The organism is Paenibacillus lautus NBRC 15380 (genome assembly GCF_004000945.1).
Taxonomy (GTDB): Bacteria; Bacillota; Bacilli; order Paenibacillales; family Paenibacillaceae; genus Paenibacillus_AQ; species Paenibacillus_AQ lautus.
In genome coordinates this window covers 425,672-441,766 of the sequence record NZ_BIMF01000001.1, presented here as the reverse complement: position 1 = coordinate 441,766, position 16,095 = coordinate 425,672, and the positions used below count along the sequence as shown (strand labels likewise).

Sequence of the window (16,095 nt, the reverse complement as noted above, 5' to 3'; positions counted from 1 at the left end):
ACCGATGACGGGCAGGTGAGGAGGGATAAACATGAAGCGGGATGAATATATGGACGGGGCAGGACTGGAGCAGGAAAGGTCGGAGGTTCTCATAAACGATAAGCGAGAAACCGATCATGATCGTAACCGTCGGGTAGCCTGGTGGAGGGAAGCGCGCTTTGGGCTATTTGTGCATTGGGGGCCTTATTCGATGCTGGGCGGGATGTGGAACGGCGAACGGGTGGATGCGAATTATGCGGAGCATATCCAGTTAAGGGGAAAGATTCCGGTGACCGAGTATGCGGAGGCCTCAGCCGGGATGAACCCGGAGGAGTTCGATGCTTATGAATGGGCAGCGCTGGCCAAGCGGTCGGGGGCCAAATACCTCATCGTGACGGCGAAGCATCATGACGGGTTTGCGATGTACGATTCTAAGGTCAGCAATTACTCGATTACTCGTCACGCCCGTTTTCCGAGAGATCCGATCAAGGAGCTGGCAGTGGCCTGCGAAGCGGAGGGGATTCGCCTTGGAATCTACTATTCCCATGCCATGGACTGGCATCACCCGGATTCGCAGGGGAACACGCTGGATTACCCGGATAACATCGGCGCATGGGATCAACTGGAGGAATGGATCGAAGATGACGATAAGCGGGAACGCTTCGAGCGTTATCTTCACGAGAAAGCTCTTCCTCAAGTAGAGGAGCTGCTGACCGACTACGGTCCGATTGGTTTGATGTGGTTTGATTGCGGTCATAAGATCAGCGACGAGCATGCCGTGTGGTTCCATGATCGGGTACGCCGGCTGCAGCCGGATTGCTTGATTAACAAGCGGCTGCGGGATGACCGGTTTGCCGATTACGGCAATCCGCATGATAACCAGCTCCGGTTCCATCCGGTGCAGTCGGACTGGGAGTCGATTCATACGCTGAATGATTCCTGGGGGTTCCGATATGACGATGACCATTGGAAAAGTCCGGACGAATTGATCGAACAGCTGCTGCGCGTGGCAGCGGCGAACGGTAATCTGGTACTGAATGTCGGTCCGCTCGGAGACGGAGCGATTGACGATACATCGAGAAGTCTGCTGGAGACGGTGGGCAGCTTCTTGGAACGGAACGGCGAGGCGATATACGGCACGAGCGGCAGTCCGATCGGTACGCCGCAGTGGGGTTATTGCACATGGAAGCCGGAGGAGAAACTCTTGTACTTGCTGGTGAGAGAATGGCCGCAGGACGGTTTCCTGATCCTGCCCGGTCTCGCTAGCGGAGTTCAATATGCCAGGCCTATCGAAACGAGAGCGAAGGAGGACAATCTGCCGATCCATCGGCTTGGGCCATGGGACTGGCAGATTGATGTGCGTTCGGTACCTCAGGACGCATATGCGACGGTGATCAAGCTGAAGCTGGATGGAGCGCTGGAGACGAATCTCACTCCCAGGTTTATATCTCAAATGCCGAATACGTTCTGGGCATATGATGGTGTTATCGAGGGCGATGGCCTGCGATACGATAACGGAAAACGCGGTCATGATGGCGTTACCGGCTGGACTGCTCCAAATGCGGCTGTTCAATGGACATTTCGTTCCCAGGAAAAGACGCCGATTTACTGTCGAGTGATCGTCACCTTGTCCGCTGCAGCGGATCAGGCGGGGGGAAATTTTGAGTTGTCCCTGGATGAACAGAAGCTGACTTGTACCGTTAAAGATACGGGTGGGGACGAATGCTGGGGAGAATTTGAGATGGGTCAACTGACGATTCTCTCGGCAGGTATACATCGTCTTGAAGTACGGGGACTATCGTTGGTTTCTGATTCATTAATGAATTTGCGCAAGGTTACGCTATTGCCAATGGAGAGGGAGTGAGGAATCAATGAAAATCGTATTTGACCCTGCACCGGTTGCAGGAGGCTTCCGAATGCCGGGGTATTGGATATGGTGTGGCAGCGGCATCAAAGGTGAGGACGGCCGATATCACATGTTTGCTTCGCGTTGGCCGAAGTCCTTGCCCATGCATCCCGGATGGCTTGCGGCCTCGGAGATCGTCCGCGCGGTCTCCGACCATCCGGCCGGACCGTACGTATACGAGGAGACGGTACTTGGGGCCAGATCTCCGGCCTATTGGGACGGAGGCAGCGTGCACAACCCGCATATCGTGAAGGTTGAGGGCGCGTACGTGCTCTATTATATGGGCACGACGTTTCCGTTTCCCCTGCCTGAAGAAGGGGAGCTGCTGCTTCCGAATGATCCGCTCGTCGTGGTTGCCAGGGCGAACAAACGGATCGGGGTTGCGACCGCTCCTTCCATAACCGGCCCTTGGACACGGAGGGACCATCCGGTTCTGTTGCCGCGTCCGAATCATTTTGACAGCTTTTTGGTGTCTAATCCGGCCCCCTGTGTTCATGAGGACGGTTCGGTGAAGCTCATCTATAAATCTCGTCCCTATGAAGGGCATTCCTATGGCAACATGCAGTTGGGTTTGGCCTGCGCCGAATCGGTGTACGGTCCTTACACCCGTCAGCCTGAACCGCTGTATCCCCCAGCGATTCATATTGAAGATCCCTTCATTTGGCGTACGGCACGCGGGTACGAGATGATTGCCAAGGACATGGACGGCTCCATCTGTGGGGAGCGCTATAGCGGAGTCCATGCGTGGTCAGCGAACGGGGAAGAATGGAAGATGACAACCAAACCAGGGGAACCCGTGTATTCCCGCAGAGTGCTGTGGGATGATGGTGCGGAGCGGCTGATGGGCAACCTGGAACGGCCGTTTTTGCTCATGGAGGACGGTCGACCGGCCTGGATGTTTGCTGCGACTTCGGACGGGAGCCGCGGGTTTTACGATTGTACGGAGACCTGGAATATGGCGATTCCGATTCGGGAGATTACGGAGAACGACGATGAATAAGAGCGAACCGTATCCGATTCGAAGCATGATCAACAGCACCTGAAACGGATGGTCGCCCTCCGTCATGCGATACTGCACCGTGTATTGGGAGCGTGCTTGGTGAGAAATGCCCGATTGTTCTCAGCGGCCCATGCCCATGTACGGCTGCGTTTTCTTCCCCCTGCAGGCCCTTCTGCTTACCATGGTCGGATAGACCATGATAGCAGAAGGGTTTTTTTCTCTATTCCGCCTCATATCCCCCATTTTATACACAATCGTAAAAAAACACATCGACAAACAAATGCCGCCATTGTTGGCAAGGCCCTCCGCTTATACGATGAATACGAAGGAAAACTTACAACGGGAGGTCCTTATGGCGAACATCAACCCAAGCACGCGGCTAACACCGTCAGCGCGGAGCCGGGAATGGTTATCCAGCTTTCGCAAGTACAAGGCGATATACCTCATCTCGATTCCGGGTATCCTCTATTTTCTGGTATTTAAATATGTCCCTTTATTCGGCAGCGCCATGGCTTTTCAGGAGTACAACTTATTCAAAGGCATATGGGAAAGCCCATGGGTGGGGCTGGATCAGTTCTACCGCATGTTTCAGTACGAGGAGTTTCTGCGGATCTTCTGGAACACCCTGCTGATCGGGATGTACAGCATTGTATTCGCTTTTCCAATCCCGATTATTCTGGCCCTCCTGTTGAACGAGATTCGTCTTGTCCTGTACAAGCGGGTGCTGCAAACGGTCATCTACATGCCTCACTTTCTGTCCTGGGTCATTATCGGGGGGATTGCGGTAGGCATTCTGTCTCCGACCACGGGCATCATCAATCAGATCCTGATGTGGGTGGGACTCGAACCGATTTACTTCCTTGGCGAGGAAGGCTATATTCGCAGCATTCTGATCGGCTCCGGCATTTGGAAGGAAGCGGGCTGGGGAACGATTATTTACCTGGCAGCGCTGGCCGGGATCAACCCGGATCTGTATGAAGCTGCACGCGTAGACGGCGCGAACCGGTGGCGCCAAACCCTGGCGATTACGATACCGTCGATTCTACCCACGATCATGATTCTGTTCCTGCTGAACATCGGCAATTTCCTCGATTTCGGGTTCGAGCGAGTATTTGTGTTCCTGAATGCCTTGAACGAGAATAAGGGCGACATTCTGGATACGTACATTTACCGCGTCGGTCTGCTCGGACAGCAGTACAGCTACACCACGGCCATCGGGCTGTTCAAATCTCTCATCGGACTGCTGCTCATTGTGGGCGGAAACGCCATAAGCCGCAAAACGACCGGAAATTCCTTATATTAGGCAGGTGACCGAAAAACATGATAAAACGATCAAAAGGCGAATTTGTATTCGAAATTTTCAACTATATCTTCCTGGCCGTCGTGTCGGCCGCCATGATATTCCCGATCCTGCACGTTGCGGCGCAATCGCTCAGCAGCGATGTGGCCATTTCGCGGGGAGACGTTGGCCTGTGGCCGGTGGAGTTCACGCTCTCCAACTATGCGATCGTTTTGAACGATACTTCGGTGTGGCGTTCGTTTATGATCAGCGTATTCGTGACCGTCGTGGGAACCGGGATCAACCTGCTCGCAACGGCCTCGCTGGCCTACCCGCTGTCGCGCAATGAATATCGTGGACGGAAAGTCATCCTCATGCTCGTGCTGGTCACCTTTATTTTCAGCGCGCCGCTCATTCCGAACTATCTGCTTATTAAATCGCTGAACATGCTGGATACGGTATGGGCCCTGATCATTCCGGGCGCGATCAGCGCATACAACCTGTTCATCATGCGCTCGTTCTTCATGAATCTTCCGAACGAAATTATTGATTCGGCCCGGATCGACGGGTGCGGGGAGCTGCGGATCATATCGAGCATCGTGCTGCCATTGTCCAAGCCGGTCATGGCGACGATGGGCTTGTTTTACGCCGTTGCGCATTGGAATTCATACTCGTCCGCTCTATACTATATCAATAGCCGTCAACTGTTTCCGCTCCAGGTTCGTCTGAGAGAGATCGTCATTACCGATCAGATGGGAGAGATGGACACCACGTTTGAGAATCTGGCGAACATGTCCCCGGAGGGCATCAAGATGGCCACGATTGTGATCGCTACGCTGCCGATCATCCTGGTCTACCCGTTCCTGCAGAAATATTTTATTAAGGGCATGCTCATCGGTTCGATCAAATCTTGATCGTAAAAGAACACAATCCCATAATAAGAACGCCAATACTGCATATGAGGGTTATGAGCTACGATGAAATGGATTTAACGAAAGCGCTTACCTAGTGAATGAGCCACTTGTCTATTTTTTGTGAAAAAGGGGAGAGGTTGATGAAAAAAAGTTGGACGGTCTTACTGATCAGCGTCATGATGATGTCACTGCTCGCGGGATGCGGGGGGAAACCGGAAGAAGGAACGGTCAGTCCCAAGCCGGAAGGAACGAAGCAAGGTACAGACTCAAGCAAGCTGTCCTTCTCGATTTCTTTCTCCACGGGCGGCAACACCTACATCGAATCGTCACCCGATATCAATAAGGACAAATGGGTGCTGAAGCTGGAGGAGATGACAAACACGGATCTCGATATCCGCTTGATGTCCCACAAGGAATTTGATCAGAAGATGAGTCTGATGTTTGCAGGCAACGAAATCCCGGACGTTGTGGGAAATATGCGGGGAGGTCCAACAACAGGGTCCATGTCAGGCTCGGTGGAAGCCGGGGTGTTCATGCCGCTGGATGATCTCCTCAAGGAGCATGCTCCGAATTTGATGAAGATGGTCACTCCGGCCGCGTGGGAAGAAGTATCCTATAACGGCAAAATCTACGGCATCCCGGCCTGGCTGGAAAATCCGTCGCGCCGCGCCACATTCATTCGCACGGATCTCATGGAGAAGGCCGGCATCAAGGAAGCGCCTAAAACCGTCGAAGAGTACCTGGATATGCTGCGTGCCTTTAAGAAGCTGGGTGTAGAGCACCCATACCAGTACCGTGAGGGCTTTAAATATGCGGATACTTTCCTTGGGGCATACGACGTGCTGCCGTTCCAGTTCATGGAGCTGAATGGGGAGGTCGTACCGAAATTTTTCGATGTCGAGAACATGACCAAGGCGCTCCAGACGTATAAGACGATGTATGATGAGGGTCTGATCCCGAAGGATTTCGCTTCGCTCTCTCAAGAGGATTACGGACGCAATATCAATGCCGGCAAATCCGGGATGTGGGCCTCCAACGGCGAGGGGCTGATCGGGTTCCGCACCAAGCTGAAGGAAGTGGATCCTTCGATGAAGGTGGATATTTACCCATCCCCGACCGGACCGGACGGCAAGGGCGGACTCGGCTTATACAGCTCGGTATCGACCACGTACTATATCAATAACAAGGTGGGAAAAGAGAAAGCCATCGAAATCATTAAATTTCTGGATTGGATGCTGACGGAGGAAGCCGATATGTTCTTCTCCTTCGGAATTGAAGGCGAGAATTACACAATGGAGAACGGGAATGTCAACTATAAGTGGCCTGTGACCAAACAAGAGGTCGACGAAGCGGGCTTCCGGGCCAACCAGCTTTGGTTCGTTCATGAGCTCACCTATAATAAGAAGCAGACGGCCCTTACCGAGGATGGCCAGGACGTGATCAAGGCGTTCAGCGATGTGCTGAGCAATGAAGGCCGCGGCGGCATTACGTTCATGGCGAATCTGAACAGCTTCTCCAAGTTCCCGGATCTGGCTTCGACCGGAGACACGGGACCTAAATTCATCCTGGACAGCATGGTGAAGATGATCTATGGCAAGCAGCCGATCTCCGATTGGCCGAAGGTGCTGGAGGAATACCGTGCCAAGGGCGGGGATGAGATCATCAAGGAAGCGACAGAGCGCTGGAAGAACAAGGAGAATGTCGTAGACCGTACGAGATAACATCCAAGATAGGAAGTAGGGCATCTCCTGTTTGTTCCATATATCGTGTACAATAGATCCGATATGTAAGCGTTTAACCCAAATGAGCGAAGGATGATAAATCAAGGTATCCGCCGGTCTTACCATCACAGGTATCCGCTGCGGATACCTTCTTGTTCCATTCGATGTTTGCCTCATACCTTATTCTTCTACATACAGGAGGCTAAAATGATATGCGGTTGCTTATTGCTGACGACGAACCCGTAATCCGAAGAGGGCTGGTCAAGATGGCGGAGACCTACCGTCTGCAGTTTGATGCCATTGACACGGCCGTGAATGGTGAGCATGCGCTCTCACTGATCAAGGAATTCGAGCCGGATGTACTGCTGACCGATATCCGGATGCCCCGAATGGGCGGATTGGAGCTGTGTCAGGAGCTTCATGAGTTGTACGGGCATATTCAAATTATCGTCATTTCGGGTTATGGCGAATTCCAATATGCGCAGCAATGTCTGGCATATGGGGTTAAACACTATCTGCTAAAGCCGGTTACCGGCGTGGTGCTGCACCAAACCTTTGACGCGATTGTGAAACACCGCAATAAAGGCATTGTCTCGCTGGCTTCCTATGTCGATTGGATTGAAAATATCGGGCAGGAGATCTGGATGCTGCAGACCGAACAGCTCGATCGGCTGTTGGTCGATTGGAGGGCGCATCTGCAAGCGGCGGGACTCAGCGTCCCGCAGCTCCAGCAGCTGCTGGATGACGCGGTGGGCATGATTTTCCGTCGTCTCGTCTCGAAGGGGTATATGGAGGTTTCGGTGATTGAACCGATCGGTCACCACACGGTGCAGGAGCAGCTGTTGAATGAATTTGAGCTGAGGGTCAAGCAGATGACCGCGGATCTGGTGACGCAGCGGTGGGGGAACTTCAAGAACCCGCTCGATGAAGTGAAATCGTATATCGACACGCATCTGTCCGAGGAGATCACCCTGGAGGAAGTGGCGGAGATGGCCGGTTATACGCCGACGTATTTTAGCGCAATGTTCAAGAAGATGACGGGCGATACGTTTGTCCGGTACCGGATTCACCGGCGAATGGAGCGGGCGAAGGAGCTGCTGGCCCTGCCGCATATGCGGATCATCGACGTGGCGGCGAACGTCGGTTACGAGGACTATCCCCATTTTACGAAAATGTTCAAGAAGGTAACGGGACATACGCCGACGGAATATCGGACGATGCTGGGCTTTAACGGATGAAAAATAAACTGTACCGCAAATTGTTTCTGTACTTTGTATCCATCATTGTGCTGACTTCCTTGTTGATCGGCATCGTTACCTACACGCGCTCATCAGCTGAGCTGGATCGCCAACTGGACCGGCACATGTCGCAAATCGTGCAGAATGCCTTAAACCATACCGATCTGTACATTAAATCCTACGACCGTACGATGATCTCCTTATTGACCAACCGGGAATTGAAAAAATTCGTAGATTTGCCTAACCCGGCGGACCATTACGAGTATTATCACATCAGCTCCACGATCAAGGATACGGTATTCCGTCCCCTCATGGACCGGGGGCCCGAGCTGCTGACTATGTATCTCCTGTCTTACAACGGAAATGCCACGTACAGCTTCGGTTCTGATTTTACGGCACCAGTATTCAGTGCAGAGGAGAAGGCGAAGCAGATGACGGATCTTCGCAATACCACAAAAGATGAAAGCGGTCTCATGATTCATACGGAGAGTATTATACCTGGACGCAGCGGCAGTGTGGTACGCATGACGAGACTGATCAAGGGCTTATCCTCCACAGCGGAAAAAGGCGTGCTAGCCATGGAAGTGCGTTCCCAGGAGCTATCCTCTCTCTGGAAGGGAATTGATCTGGGCGAACGCGGATACTTCTATATCGCGGATGCCAGCGGCCATGTCGTCTACCAGCCTGAGGGACTGGAGCATAACGCCTCGTCTCCGGCCGAGGATCCGAAGCTGACGGCCGCCATTATGGGCGCAGACGAGGAATCCTTCAAATATACGACGGCCGATGGAGAGCAGAGAGTGTTCATGACGCGGATGTCTCCCTATTCCGGCTGGCGTCTGGTTGCTTCGTTGCCGCTGGAGGAGTGGCGCAAACCGATAGCCAGCATTCGTTCTACGGTCTGGACGATCGGCTTGATCAGTCTCATTGCTGCTTGTCTGCTTGCTTACCGTTTCACTCGTTCCATTACCCAGCCCATCCAGACGATTATCCGCGGGATGCGCCAGACGGAGCAGGGACGGTGGATTCCCTTGGAGCTTCCTAAACGCGAGGACGAGCTGACGGAAATGATGCAGCGGTACAATCTGATGGTGACCCGATTGTCGGAGCTAATCGAGCGGGTATACGAGACCGAGCTGCAGCAGCAGAAGACGATTATCGAACGGCAGAAGGCCGAGTTCCAAGCGCTTCAGCTCCAGATCAATCCGCATTTCATGTACAACACGCTGGAGACCATCGTGTGTTATGCCGAGGTTGAAGGCTCATCAGAGATTACCGAAATGGTGTCCTCTCTAGGCTTTATGATGCGGTACTCCTTGCTGACGTCGCTGGAGGAGATCACCGTCGCCAACGAGCTCAAGCACGTTTTGAACTACATGACGATCATGAAGCATCGGCACGATCTGGAGTTTGATCTTCGGGTTGAGGTTCCCCATGAGCTGCTTCTATACAAAATGGTGCGGTTGACGCTCCAGCCCTTAATCGAGAATGCATTCCAGCATGCCTTTCCGGACGGCATCGAGGCCTCGCAGTACATCATCATTTCCGCAGGTTGCAGCGACGATGCCTTCTGGGTCAGCGTGACGGATAACGGCATCGGCATGACGGATGAACAGCTGAGCGAGGTTGCGGCACGGTTGTCCTACGAGTACAACCACGTGAATCATGTGCTTGAATCCTCCCTGAACCTTAGCGGTACCGGAGGCATCGGGCTGCTGAATGTGCATCGGCGGATTCAGCTGGTATTCGGCGAGACTTACGGACTCCGCGTAACCTCGGCAGGCGAGGGAACGGGAACTACCATCCGCATGGTCATGCCATGTCCGCCGCGGGCATAGTGTAAGGCCTGCTGTGTGCCAGATTTACTCTGACAAGTGAAGTATCCGATGTTGTAGATACGTTTGATGTGAGTAGGATCGAATATGAATACAAAACGTTTTACAACATAGCACCTTCTCAGACGATTGCTGTTGTCAATGGGAACAGTGGGGAATATGTATTAGAAGGTTATAGATGGGGACTAGTCCCCTTTTGGGCCAAAGATATCAAGATAGGTTATAAGATGATTAATGCCCGTGTTGAGACTATTCAATCAAAGCCGGCCTTTAGGCATCTGATCACCGGAACCGTACATTGAAACGTGAAGGTAAGGATAAAAAGCAGCCCTATCGATTATCAAAGGGCGTGTATGGCTTTGCTGGTTTGTATGATGAGTGGAAGGAGGAGGACGGAGAGATACTGCCCAGTTGCACCATCATAATCACAAAACCAAATGATCTGGTGGCAAATGTTCATGATAGGATGCCGGTTATATTGGATAATAAGGCTACAGATATTTGGCTTGATCCGGATGTTACAGATAAAGAAAAGCCTCACGAGCTGTTATCTCCTTTCCCTGCAGCTCAAATGCGTTCCTAACCAGTTTTTTGCTGCAGTAGGAAACGTTAAGAATAAGGGTTCCGAATTAATAGATGAGATTCCTTTAAACTCAAAAAAAGACTCACTACCACGTGAAGTGCACCCCTTAGAATGGACATTGGAACCCATCTGGTTATTCCGATGAATTCTAGGGGGGTATTTTTTATGGCGATTAAAGGACAAAAATTCAAGCGTTATTCAGAAACACTGAAGTTAGAAGCCATCCGGCTTCATGTGGAGGAGAAGTGGACCTATCGGCAAATCAATGAACACTTCGGTATTCAAGACAAAAAACCGAATGAAACGATTGATGCGAAAATAACGGGAACAAGGTGAGTTTGGATTATTGGATCAACGAGGACGCCGGGAGGATTATATCGATCAAGACCGCAAGGATCTTCATTTGGGAGCTTCGAGCAGTGGCCCGTGTTATGTAGAACCGCTATTTCTTCTACACAAAATATTTGACTATGTTACAAGTTAAATTATTTAACAAGAAATCATTTACATTTTTTATTATGGTAATATATGATAATAAATGTAAACTATCTACTAAATTATACAATAAGGAGGAAGATTATGAAGAAGTTTAAGCTTGTTTTGTTGGCCATCTCTTTGATTTTATGTAGCTTTGCAGGAGTTGCTAGTGCAGATGAAGCGCAAGGTGATGAAAGCTTTGGCGAAACAATACAGCAAGTCGATCAAATGAGAGAAAACGGTGCCACAAACGAGGAGGTTATACAATTTTTAAACTCAAAAGGAATTGAAGTATTGGCGAGCGATTCAGTGATTGTAGATAATAGAGGAAATGAAGTTAGTGACATTTCTCCTCAGGCACTAGATCCTTCATTAAGAGTTCTTAGAAACTATATTACAAAAGACAGTGGAAGATACTACGCCTGGGTACAAGTTGAAAAGAAAGCAACGCTACCTGCAAATGCTACTTATGAACCCTATCCTGCCTCATACGATTTAGTTTCTATTAATTGGGATCCTAAAAAGTTTGATTACGTTGCGAATGGAGTAACCAATAGGAATATGTGGTTAGCTGATGCTGATCAAAGAAACGCAGGAACAATACTATTTAACATCTACGATAACTTTGATGGTGAAAATGTATCGGTAGTCAGTGGATATGCAAAATTATCTGCAAAAGGAACAGGACAAACTACAACAGCTGCAAAATATACTCATACTTATTATGTAAATAAAAACACATCAACATACTCAGGAACAGCAAAATGGTCATGGGGTAACCCACTTGATGTAGGCGTGAGTTATTCCATAACTACAATACAAAATGAAACCTACTGGCCAACAGCTGCTACTGCTTCTGTTACACTTTAAAATTTATACAGAATTAGTATAATAAAGTAAATGGGAAAATAAATTTTCCGTTTACTTTATTTTTTATTTAGAATAAAATTTCATAAAAAGAGGAGACCTTACAAATTGAAAAAAAGATACTTAATTAGGTGTATTTTAATTACTACTGTAGTTGTATTGCTTTCAAATCTAATACAATTTTTTATATCCAACCGAATCAATGGGAACAACCCCCTTGTAACTTCTCAACCGATCTACGAAATAGAAAATAACTACAATATATTTACTGATTATTCGAGTCGTATTCAAAGTACCTATAGATTTTTATTGGAGCTAGAAAATGATAAGTATAGTAAACCAAATGAAGCATACTTATTTTCACAGGGATTTTTAATAGGAATCAGTACTGATTATTATTCTAGTTTAGAAGTGTTTATAAAAAAATTGGACAACAATGAGTATAATCATGAACTTAATAACATTGTTGAAACGAATAAAAATTTACAAACTATGATATATAAGTTAAATAGATATTTCTTTACTCAACGAAACAACTCAAAGCTCCCTGAAAATTGGGGGGGAATAAAGGTATTACTAACGAATATAAGTACTCAATTAACTTCAGAATCTACAAAAGATGTGAGTTTGTATAATATTACGAGTCATCCTAAGGAATTTGTTACGAAATCAGAATACGCGACTGCAATTTCATCGTTAAACAAAGAAATTTCCGAAGTTATAGATTTAATTGATAATTAAGGATTTCACCATAAAAGAAATACAAAGGACTTGTGCCCTCTGCCCTCCCATTCTGCCCCCCCTCTAAACCTCCCCGATCACGGGGAGGCTCCCTCGAGGCAGGTTCCCGAACACAAGGTTCCGGACAGCTGATAGGGTTGGAGCTGGGAACCGCTCGTCAAGGGTTCGCTTCGTCCACTGCGCCATATGCTCAGTTCGGGAAAAACATCCTCCCTCCGCTATTGCTCGTCGCCCTTGACGGCTTACTGCGATTTTCTATTCGCCAACATAATGGTTTAGATAAACTCTAGGGACCCGTTCGATAATGGGCGGCCTTTTTTTTGTGGGCTTGAAACGAACAGAAGACGTCAGTCCGCGGCGCCTTACTTTAAAGTAGAGGGTAACGAACCACCCTTCAACGCAACACTGGCTAGCTGCTACAAACATATTTAAACAACATAAAAAAGCGAACGATTGATCTTTTTAAAGACAATCGCTGTTCACTTTTTGTTAAATTTCTCTTATGATTCGTTAGGGCTTTTTTCAGCTTTTAGATTATCCGGTTTTCCATTCTCGATAGCCTTAATTACATCCTTCAGATCCAACCCCCAAACTAATCGAAGAGCAAGCTCTGAAAGAGAAGTACCCAGCTAAAGGGCATTTACGGATACCCACGGGTTTGTGTCTGGCTAAAGAAAACCCTTGGCTTGAACGTCAACCATAAGCGTGTGTACCGGCTGATGAAAGAACTGGGGATTCGTGCACGTATTAGGCGAAGGAAATCATACTTTGGCCGTCGGGAGGCCGGGATTACCTCAACCAATGTGCTAAATCGGGATTTCAACGCCACGGCACCCAATACGAAATGGGGCACCGATGTGACCTATCTGCCAATCGGCTCTCGCTTTCTGTACCTGTCGGTTATTTTTGACCTGTATAACAACGAGGTGGTTGCCTTTCGAATCGGACGCCACAACAATTTAAAGCTTGTGCTGGAGACCATACAAGCAGCTGTACATAAACGCAAAGTAACCAACCAACTGCTCCACAGCGACCAAGGCTTCCAGTATACCCACAAGGATTACCGTGCCTATTTGAAGCGCAAGAAAATGAAAGCGAGTATGTCGCGTAAGGGAAACTGCTGGGATAACGCTTGTATCGAGAGCTTCTTTGGACACCTGAAATCAGAATGTCTTCCACTCGACACCTTCTCGACCAAGGAAGAGCTCGTTAAGGCGATTGAACGATATATCCATTTTTACAACCACGAACGTTTTCAACAAAAACTAAACAACCTTAGTCCGGTTGTGTACCGAACTAAGGTTGCTTAAGGCTGCTTTTTTAAGGCTGTCTACTTGACAGGGGTAAGTTCAATAGCAGCTATGTGGTCATTAGCGGCGGACATGGATACAACGAATATTACACCAAAAAATTCAAAGAACTTCTTATTCACTTCTAAACGAAATGAGGAGTAGATCAGCAAGAGAGATGGGACCAAGTTCGATAAAGGGTGATAGGATTCACATGCCCTTGCCCTGTGATAAATATAGAGTATTTGTTGTTCCAAAGCGCATCTTCAGCAAATTGGGCTGGGTAATGCACAAAACCATCTGGAAGGGGTCAGACCTTGTGCTTTTTAAAGTAATAGGTATAACCTTCAGAGGCTTCCCCTTCTTATCTCGCAAGACTTACTTGTTCTCCGCTTACGGCGTGAGATGGATGGATACGCCGCCGTACACCTTGAGACGTATTTTGATGGTATCCTTGGCGCAGCGCGTTTCCGTGTGAACCTCAATGGGAGGAAGAACGGAACGATATCGATATTCGTCCGCTTCCGCCTGTTCCTGATAGATCACGGCTTGATAGGCTTGGTGGTCCTCAAGGAAATCCAGCGGAATGTGGACGTCTCGTCCTCCTGCGGCACAGATGGAGGCGACAAACCATTCCGCACCCGATCGTCTTGCTATCGTAACGAATCGGCCCGGATAACCTTCCAGCAGCCGAGTCTCATCCCAGACGGCCGGAACGGCGGCCAGCAGCGGCTTGCCCGGATGATCGGCGAATACCGAGATCGCATCCGCATAGTGCTGGATGCCGGACTCGAAGAGAATGGCCAGGGCCAGCTGAAGCCCTTGGGTCGTGTTGGTCCGCCTGCTGAACGTGACCGGCGTAAAGTCCATGGACCCGATCACGTTCCGCGTAAACGGCAAGGTACAGAGATGAACCGCATTAGGCCCTTCACTCTGTGCCCGGTAGTATTCCGCACCGTAAACACCTTCTCTTGTCATCACGTGAGGCCATGTCCGGTGCTCGCCGCTTGGTTTGGTGGATCCATGAAAATTGACCATCAGCCGATGCATGGCAGCGGATTCCGCAATGGCATCATAGATCTGGAGCGTCTCCTGGTTGTCGCTGTCGAAGAAGTCGACCTTGATGCCAACGGCGCCCCAGGATGCCCACAGGCGTAATTTGTCCTCACGGAGTTCCTCCGTGTTCAGCCCTTTATAATGCGTCCACAGCCAGATGCCGACGCCGCGCGACTTCGCGTAACGGATGAGTTGAGGCGCATCCAGCACACCCTCCCAGCCGCCGTCCACGACGCTGTATTCCCATCCCATCTCGGCGGCAAAATCCACATGCTGCCGTTGAATGTCCATATCGCCGCAGGAATCGCCTTCCGCGTACCAGGACCAGGCCGCTCTGCCAGGAGAGATCCAAGAGGTGTCTTCCAGCACGGGCGGGGGACATAAATGAGTCGTCAGCGATGAAGACACCAGATCCCCGAGCGATCCGATGACCATGACACGCCAGGGCGTCGAGAGCGGAAGCTTGGCGGCAATCGGCGTTTCCTGATCCGGGGCGTAAGCGATGCGGAGCTTCCGGCCGTCTTGCTCATCCGCTTCGAGATGACTGGCGCCATATCCCCCGTCCACAGCTGCTTCAGTCAGCAGCAGCCAATGATCCTCTGCCGATTGGACCAGCAGCGGGAAACCGAAATGCCCTCCCCGAAGATGATCCGGCATGGCATGGTCATAGGTTCGTTCATAACACCGCATGAACGGCTGAGCCCAGACGTTGAGCATCCGGTCCTCCGGCAGATGGAAGCCGGAGAGCTCGTTCTCGAAACGAATATCTCCTTCTCCTTGCAGCTCATACCGGTATGCGACGCCGTCATGAAAAGCACGGAAACGGATCCTCACCTGATGATTCTCTACCGAAGTCGAAAGTACCAACTCGTTTGCTTCGTAAGACTGCGATTTTTGCTTGCCGGTCACAAGCTCGTAACGCTCCGTGATCGTGTTGTGCTCCACCCCTTGTATACGTATGCCTTGTTGAAGTTTGTATTGGTCGGTGATCAGCCCGAGCGGCGACCTTTCAAGAACGCGATACCGGTTGTTCATCACCGTGTAAAAAAGGGGGCCGTTAGGCTCCTGTTCCAGTGTGATCTGCAGATTCCCGTCAGGTGAATGAAGCTGTGCATGAAACGGCGCTGACAGAGACTGGGATAGCTCATGATCCATAAACGAAACTCCTTCCTTGTCGCTCCAAGAATGACGTATCCATTGCAGCCTCATT

Annotated in this window: 14 protein-coding genes; 13 read left to right on the top strand and 1 reads right to left on the bottom strand. The window is 49.9% G+C overall.

Features of this window, described 5'->3' with window-relative positions:
- Nucleotides 1–31 precede the first annotated feature (31 nt).
- The 13 genes from PLA01S_RS01910 to PLA01S_RS01860 all read left to right on the top strand — a co-directional run bounded on the left by PLA01S_RS01910 (nucleotide 32) and on the right by PLA01S_RS01860 (nucleotide 13,850).
- Nucleotides 32–1,843 (top strand): alpha-L-fucosidase, encoded by a 1,812-nt coding sequence (locus tag PLA01S_RS01910; RefSeq protein WP_127589801.1) that lies wholly within the window; start codon nucleotides 32–34, stop codon nucleotides 1,841–1,843.
- A 7-nt stretch (nucleotides 1,844–1,850) separates the two neighbouring features.
- On the top strand, nucleotides 1,851–2,885 hold the full coding sequence (locus PLA01S_RS01905) for a glycoside hydrolase family protein (RefSeq protein ID WP_127589800.1): 1,035 nt from the start codon (nucleotides 1,851–1,853) through the stop codon (nucleotides 2,883–2,885).
- Between the two features lie 352 nt (nucleotides 2,886–3,237).
- Nucleotides 3,238–4,188 (top strand): ABC transporter permease, encoded by a 951-nt coding sequence (locus tag PLA01S_RS01900; protein ID WP_100540843.1) that lies wholly within the window; start codon nucleotides 3,238–3,240, stop codon nucleotides 4,186–4,188.
- 17 nt (nucleotides 4,189–4,205) lie between these two features.
- Nucleotides 4,206–5,078 (top strand): carbohydrate ABC transporter permease, encoded by an 873-nt coding sequence (locus PLA01S_RS01895; protein ID WP_127589799.1) that lies wholly within the window; start codon nucleotides 4,206–4,208, stop codon nucleotides 5,076–5,078.
- Nucleotides 5,079–5,218: 140 nt separating this feature from the next.
- Nucleotides 5,219–6,799, top strand: coding sequence for an extracellular solute-binding protein (locus PLA01S_RS01890; protein ID WP_127589798.1), 1,581 nt, complete (start codon nucleotides 5,219–5,221; stop codon nucleotides 6,797–6,799).
- A gap of 212 nt (nucleotides 6,800–7,011) precedes the next feature.
- A complete protein-coding gene (locus tag PLA01S_RS01885; RefSeq protein WP_100540505.1) occupies nucleotides 7,012–8,037 on the top strand; it encodes a response regulator transcription factor in 1,026 nt (341 codons plus the stop codon).
- Nucleotides 8,034–9,875 (top strand): cache domain-containing sensor histidine kinase, encoded by a 1,842-nt coding sequence (locus PLA01S_RS01880; protein ID WP_127589797.1) that lies wholly within the window; start codon nucleotides 8,034–8,036, stop codon nucleotides 9,873–9,875. Before PLA01S_RS01885 ends, PLA01S_RS01880 begins: the two co-directional genes overlap by 4 nt.
- An 8-nt stretch (nucleotides 9,876–9,883) precedes the next feature.
- Complete coding sequence (locus PLA01S_RS32785; RefSeq protein ID WP_307719746.1) at nucleotides 9,884–10,174, top strand: SOS response-associated peptidase family protein; 291 nt, start codon at nucleotides 9,884–9,886, stop codon at nucleotides 10,172–10,174.
- Nucleotides 10,171–10,455: an SOS response-associated peptidase family protein gene (locus PLA01S_RS32780; RefSeq protein WP_272868128.1), complete on the top strand. Its 285-nt coding sequence runs from the start codon at nucleotides 10,171–10,173 to the stop codon at nucleotides 10,453–10,455. The genes PLA01S_RS32785 and PLA01S_RS32780 overlap by 4 nt, the downstream gene beginning before the upstream one ends.
- Before the next feature lie 165 nt (nucleotides 10,456–10,620).
- Nucleotides 10,621–10,791 carry a hypothetical protein gene (locus PLA01S_RS31830; RefSeq protein WP_164817255.1) on the top strand — a complete coding sequence of 57 codons (171 nt, stop codon included), beginning with the start codon at nucleotides 10,621–10,623 and terminating at the stop codon, nucleotides 10,789–10,791.
- Between the two features lie 243 nt (nucleotides 10,792–11,034).
- Nucleotides 11,035–11,802, top strand: a complete 768-nt coding sequence (locus PLA01S_RS01870; protein ID WP_127589796.1) for a hypothetical protein — start codon at nucleotides 11,035–11,037, stop codon at nucleotides 11,800–11,802.
- Nucleotides 11,803–11,907: 105 nt separating this feature from the next.
- Nucleotides 11,908–12,540: a hypothetical protein gene (locus PLA01S_RS01865; RefSeq protein WP_127589795.1), complete on the top strand. Its 633-nt coding sequence runs from the start codon at nucleotides 11,908–11,910 to the stop codon at nucleotides 12,538–12,540.
- A 638-nt stretch (nucleotides 12,541–13,178) separates the two neighbouring features.
- The gene (locus PLA01S_RS01860; protein WP_127589794.1) at nucleotides 13,179–13,850 is read left to right on the top strand and encodes an IS3 family transposase; all 672 of its coding nucleotides are present in this window, start codon (nucleotides 13,179–13,181) and stop codon (nucleotides 13,848–13,850) included.
- A gap of 372 nt (nucleotides 13,851–14,222) precedes the next feature.
- On the opposite strand, the gene PLA01S_RS01855 is transcribed toward PLA01S_RS01860, so the two are convergent.
- Complete coding sequence (locus tag PLA01S_RS01855; protein WP_164817252.1) at nucleotides 14,223–16,040, bottom strand: glycoside hydrolase family 97 protein; 1,818 nt, start codon at nucleotides 16,038–16,040, stop codon at nucleotides 14,223–14,225.
- Nucleotides 16,041–16,095 lie beyond the last annotated feature (55 nt).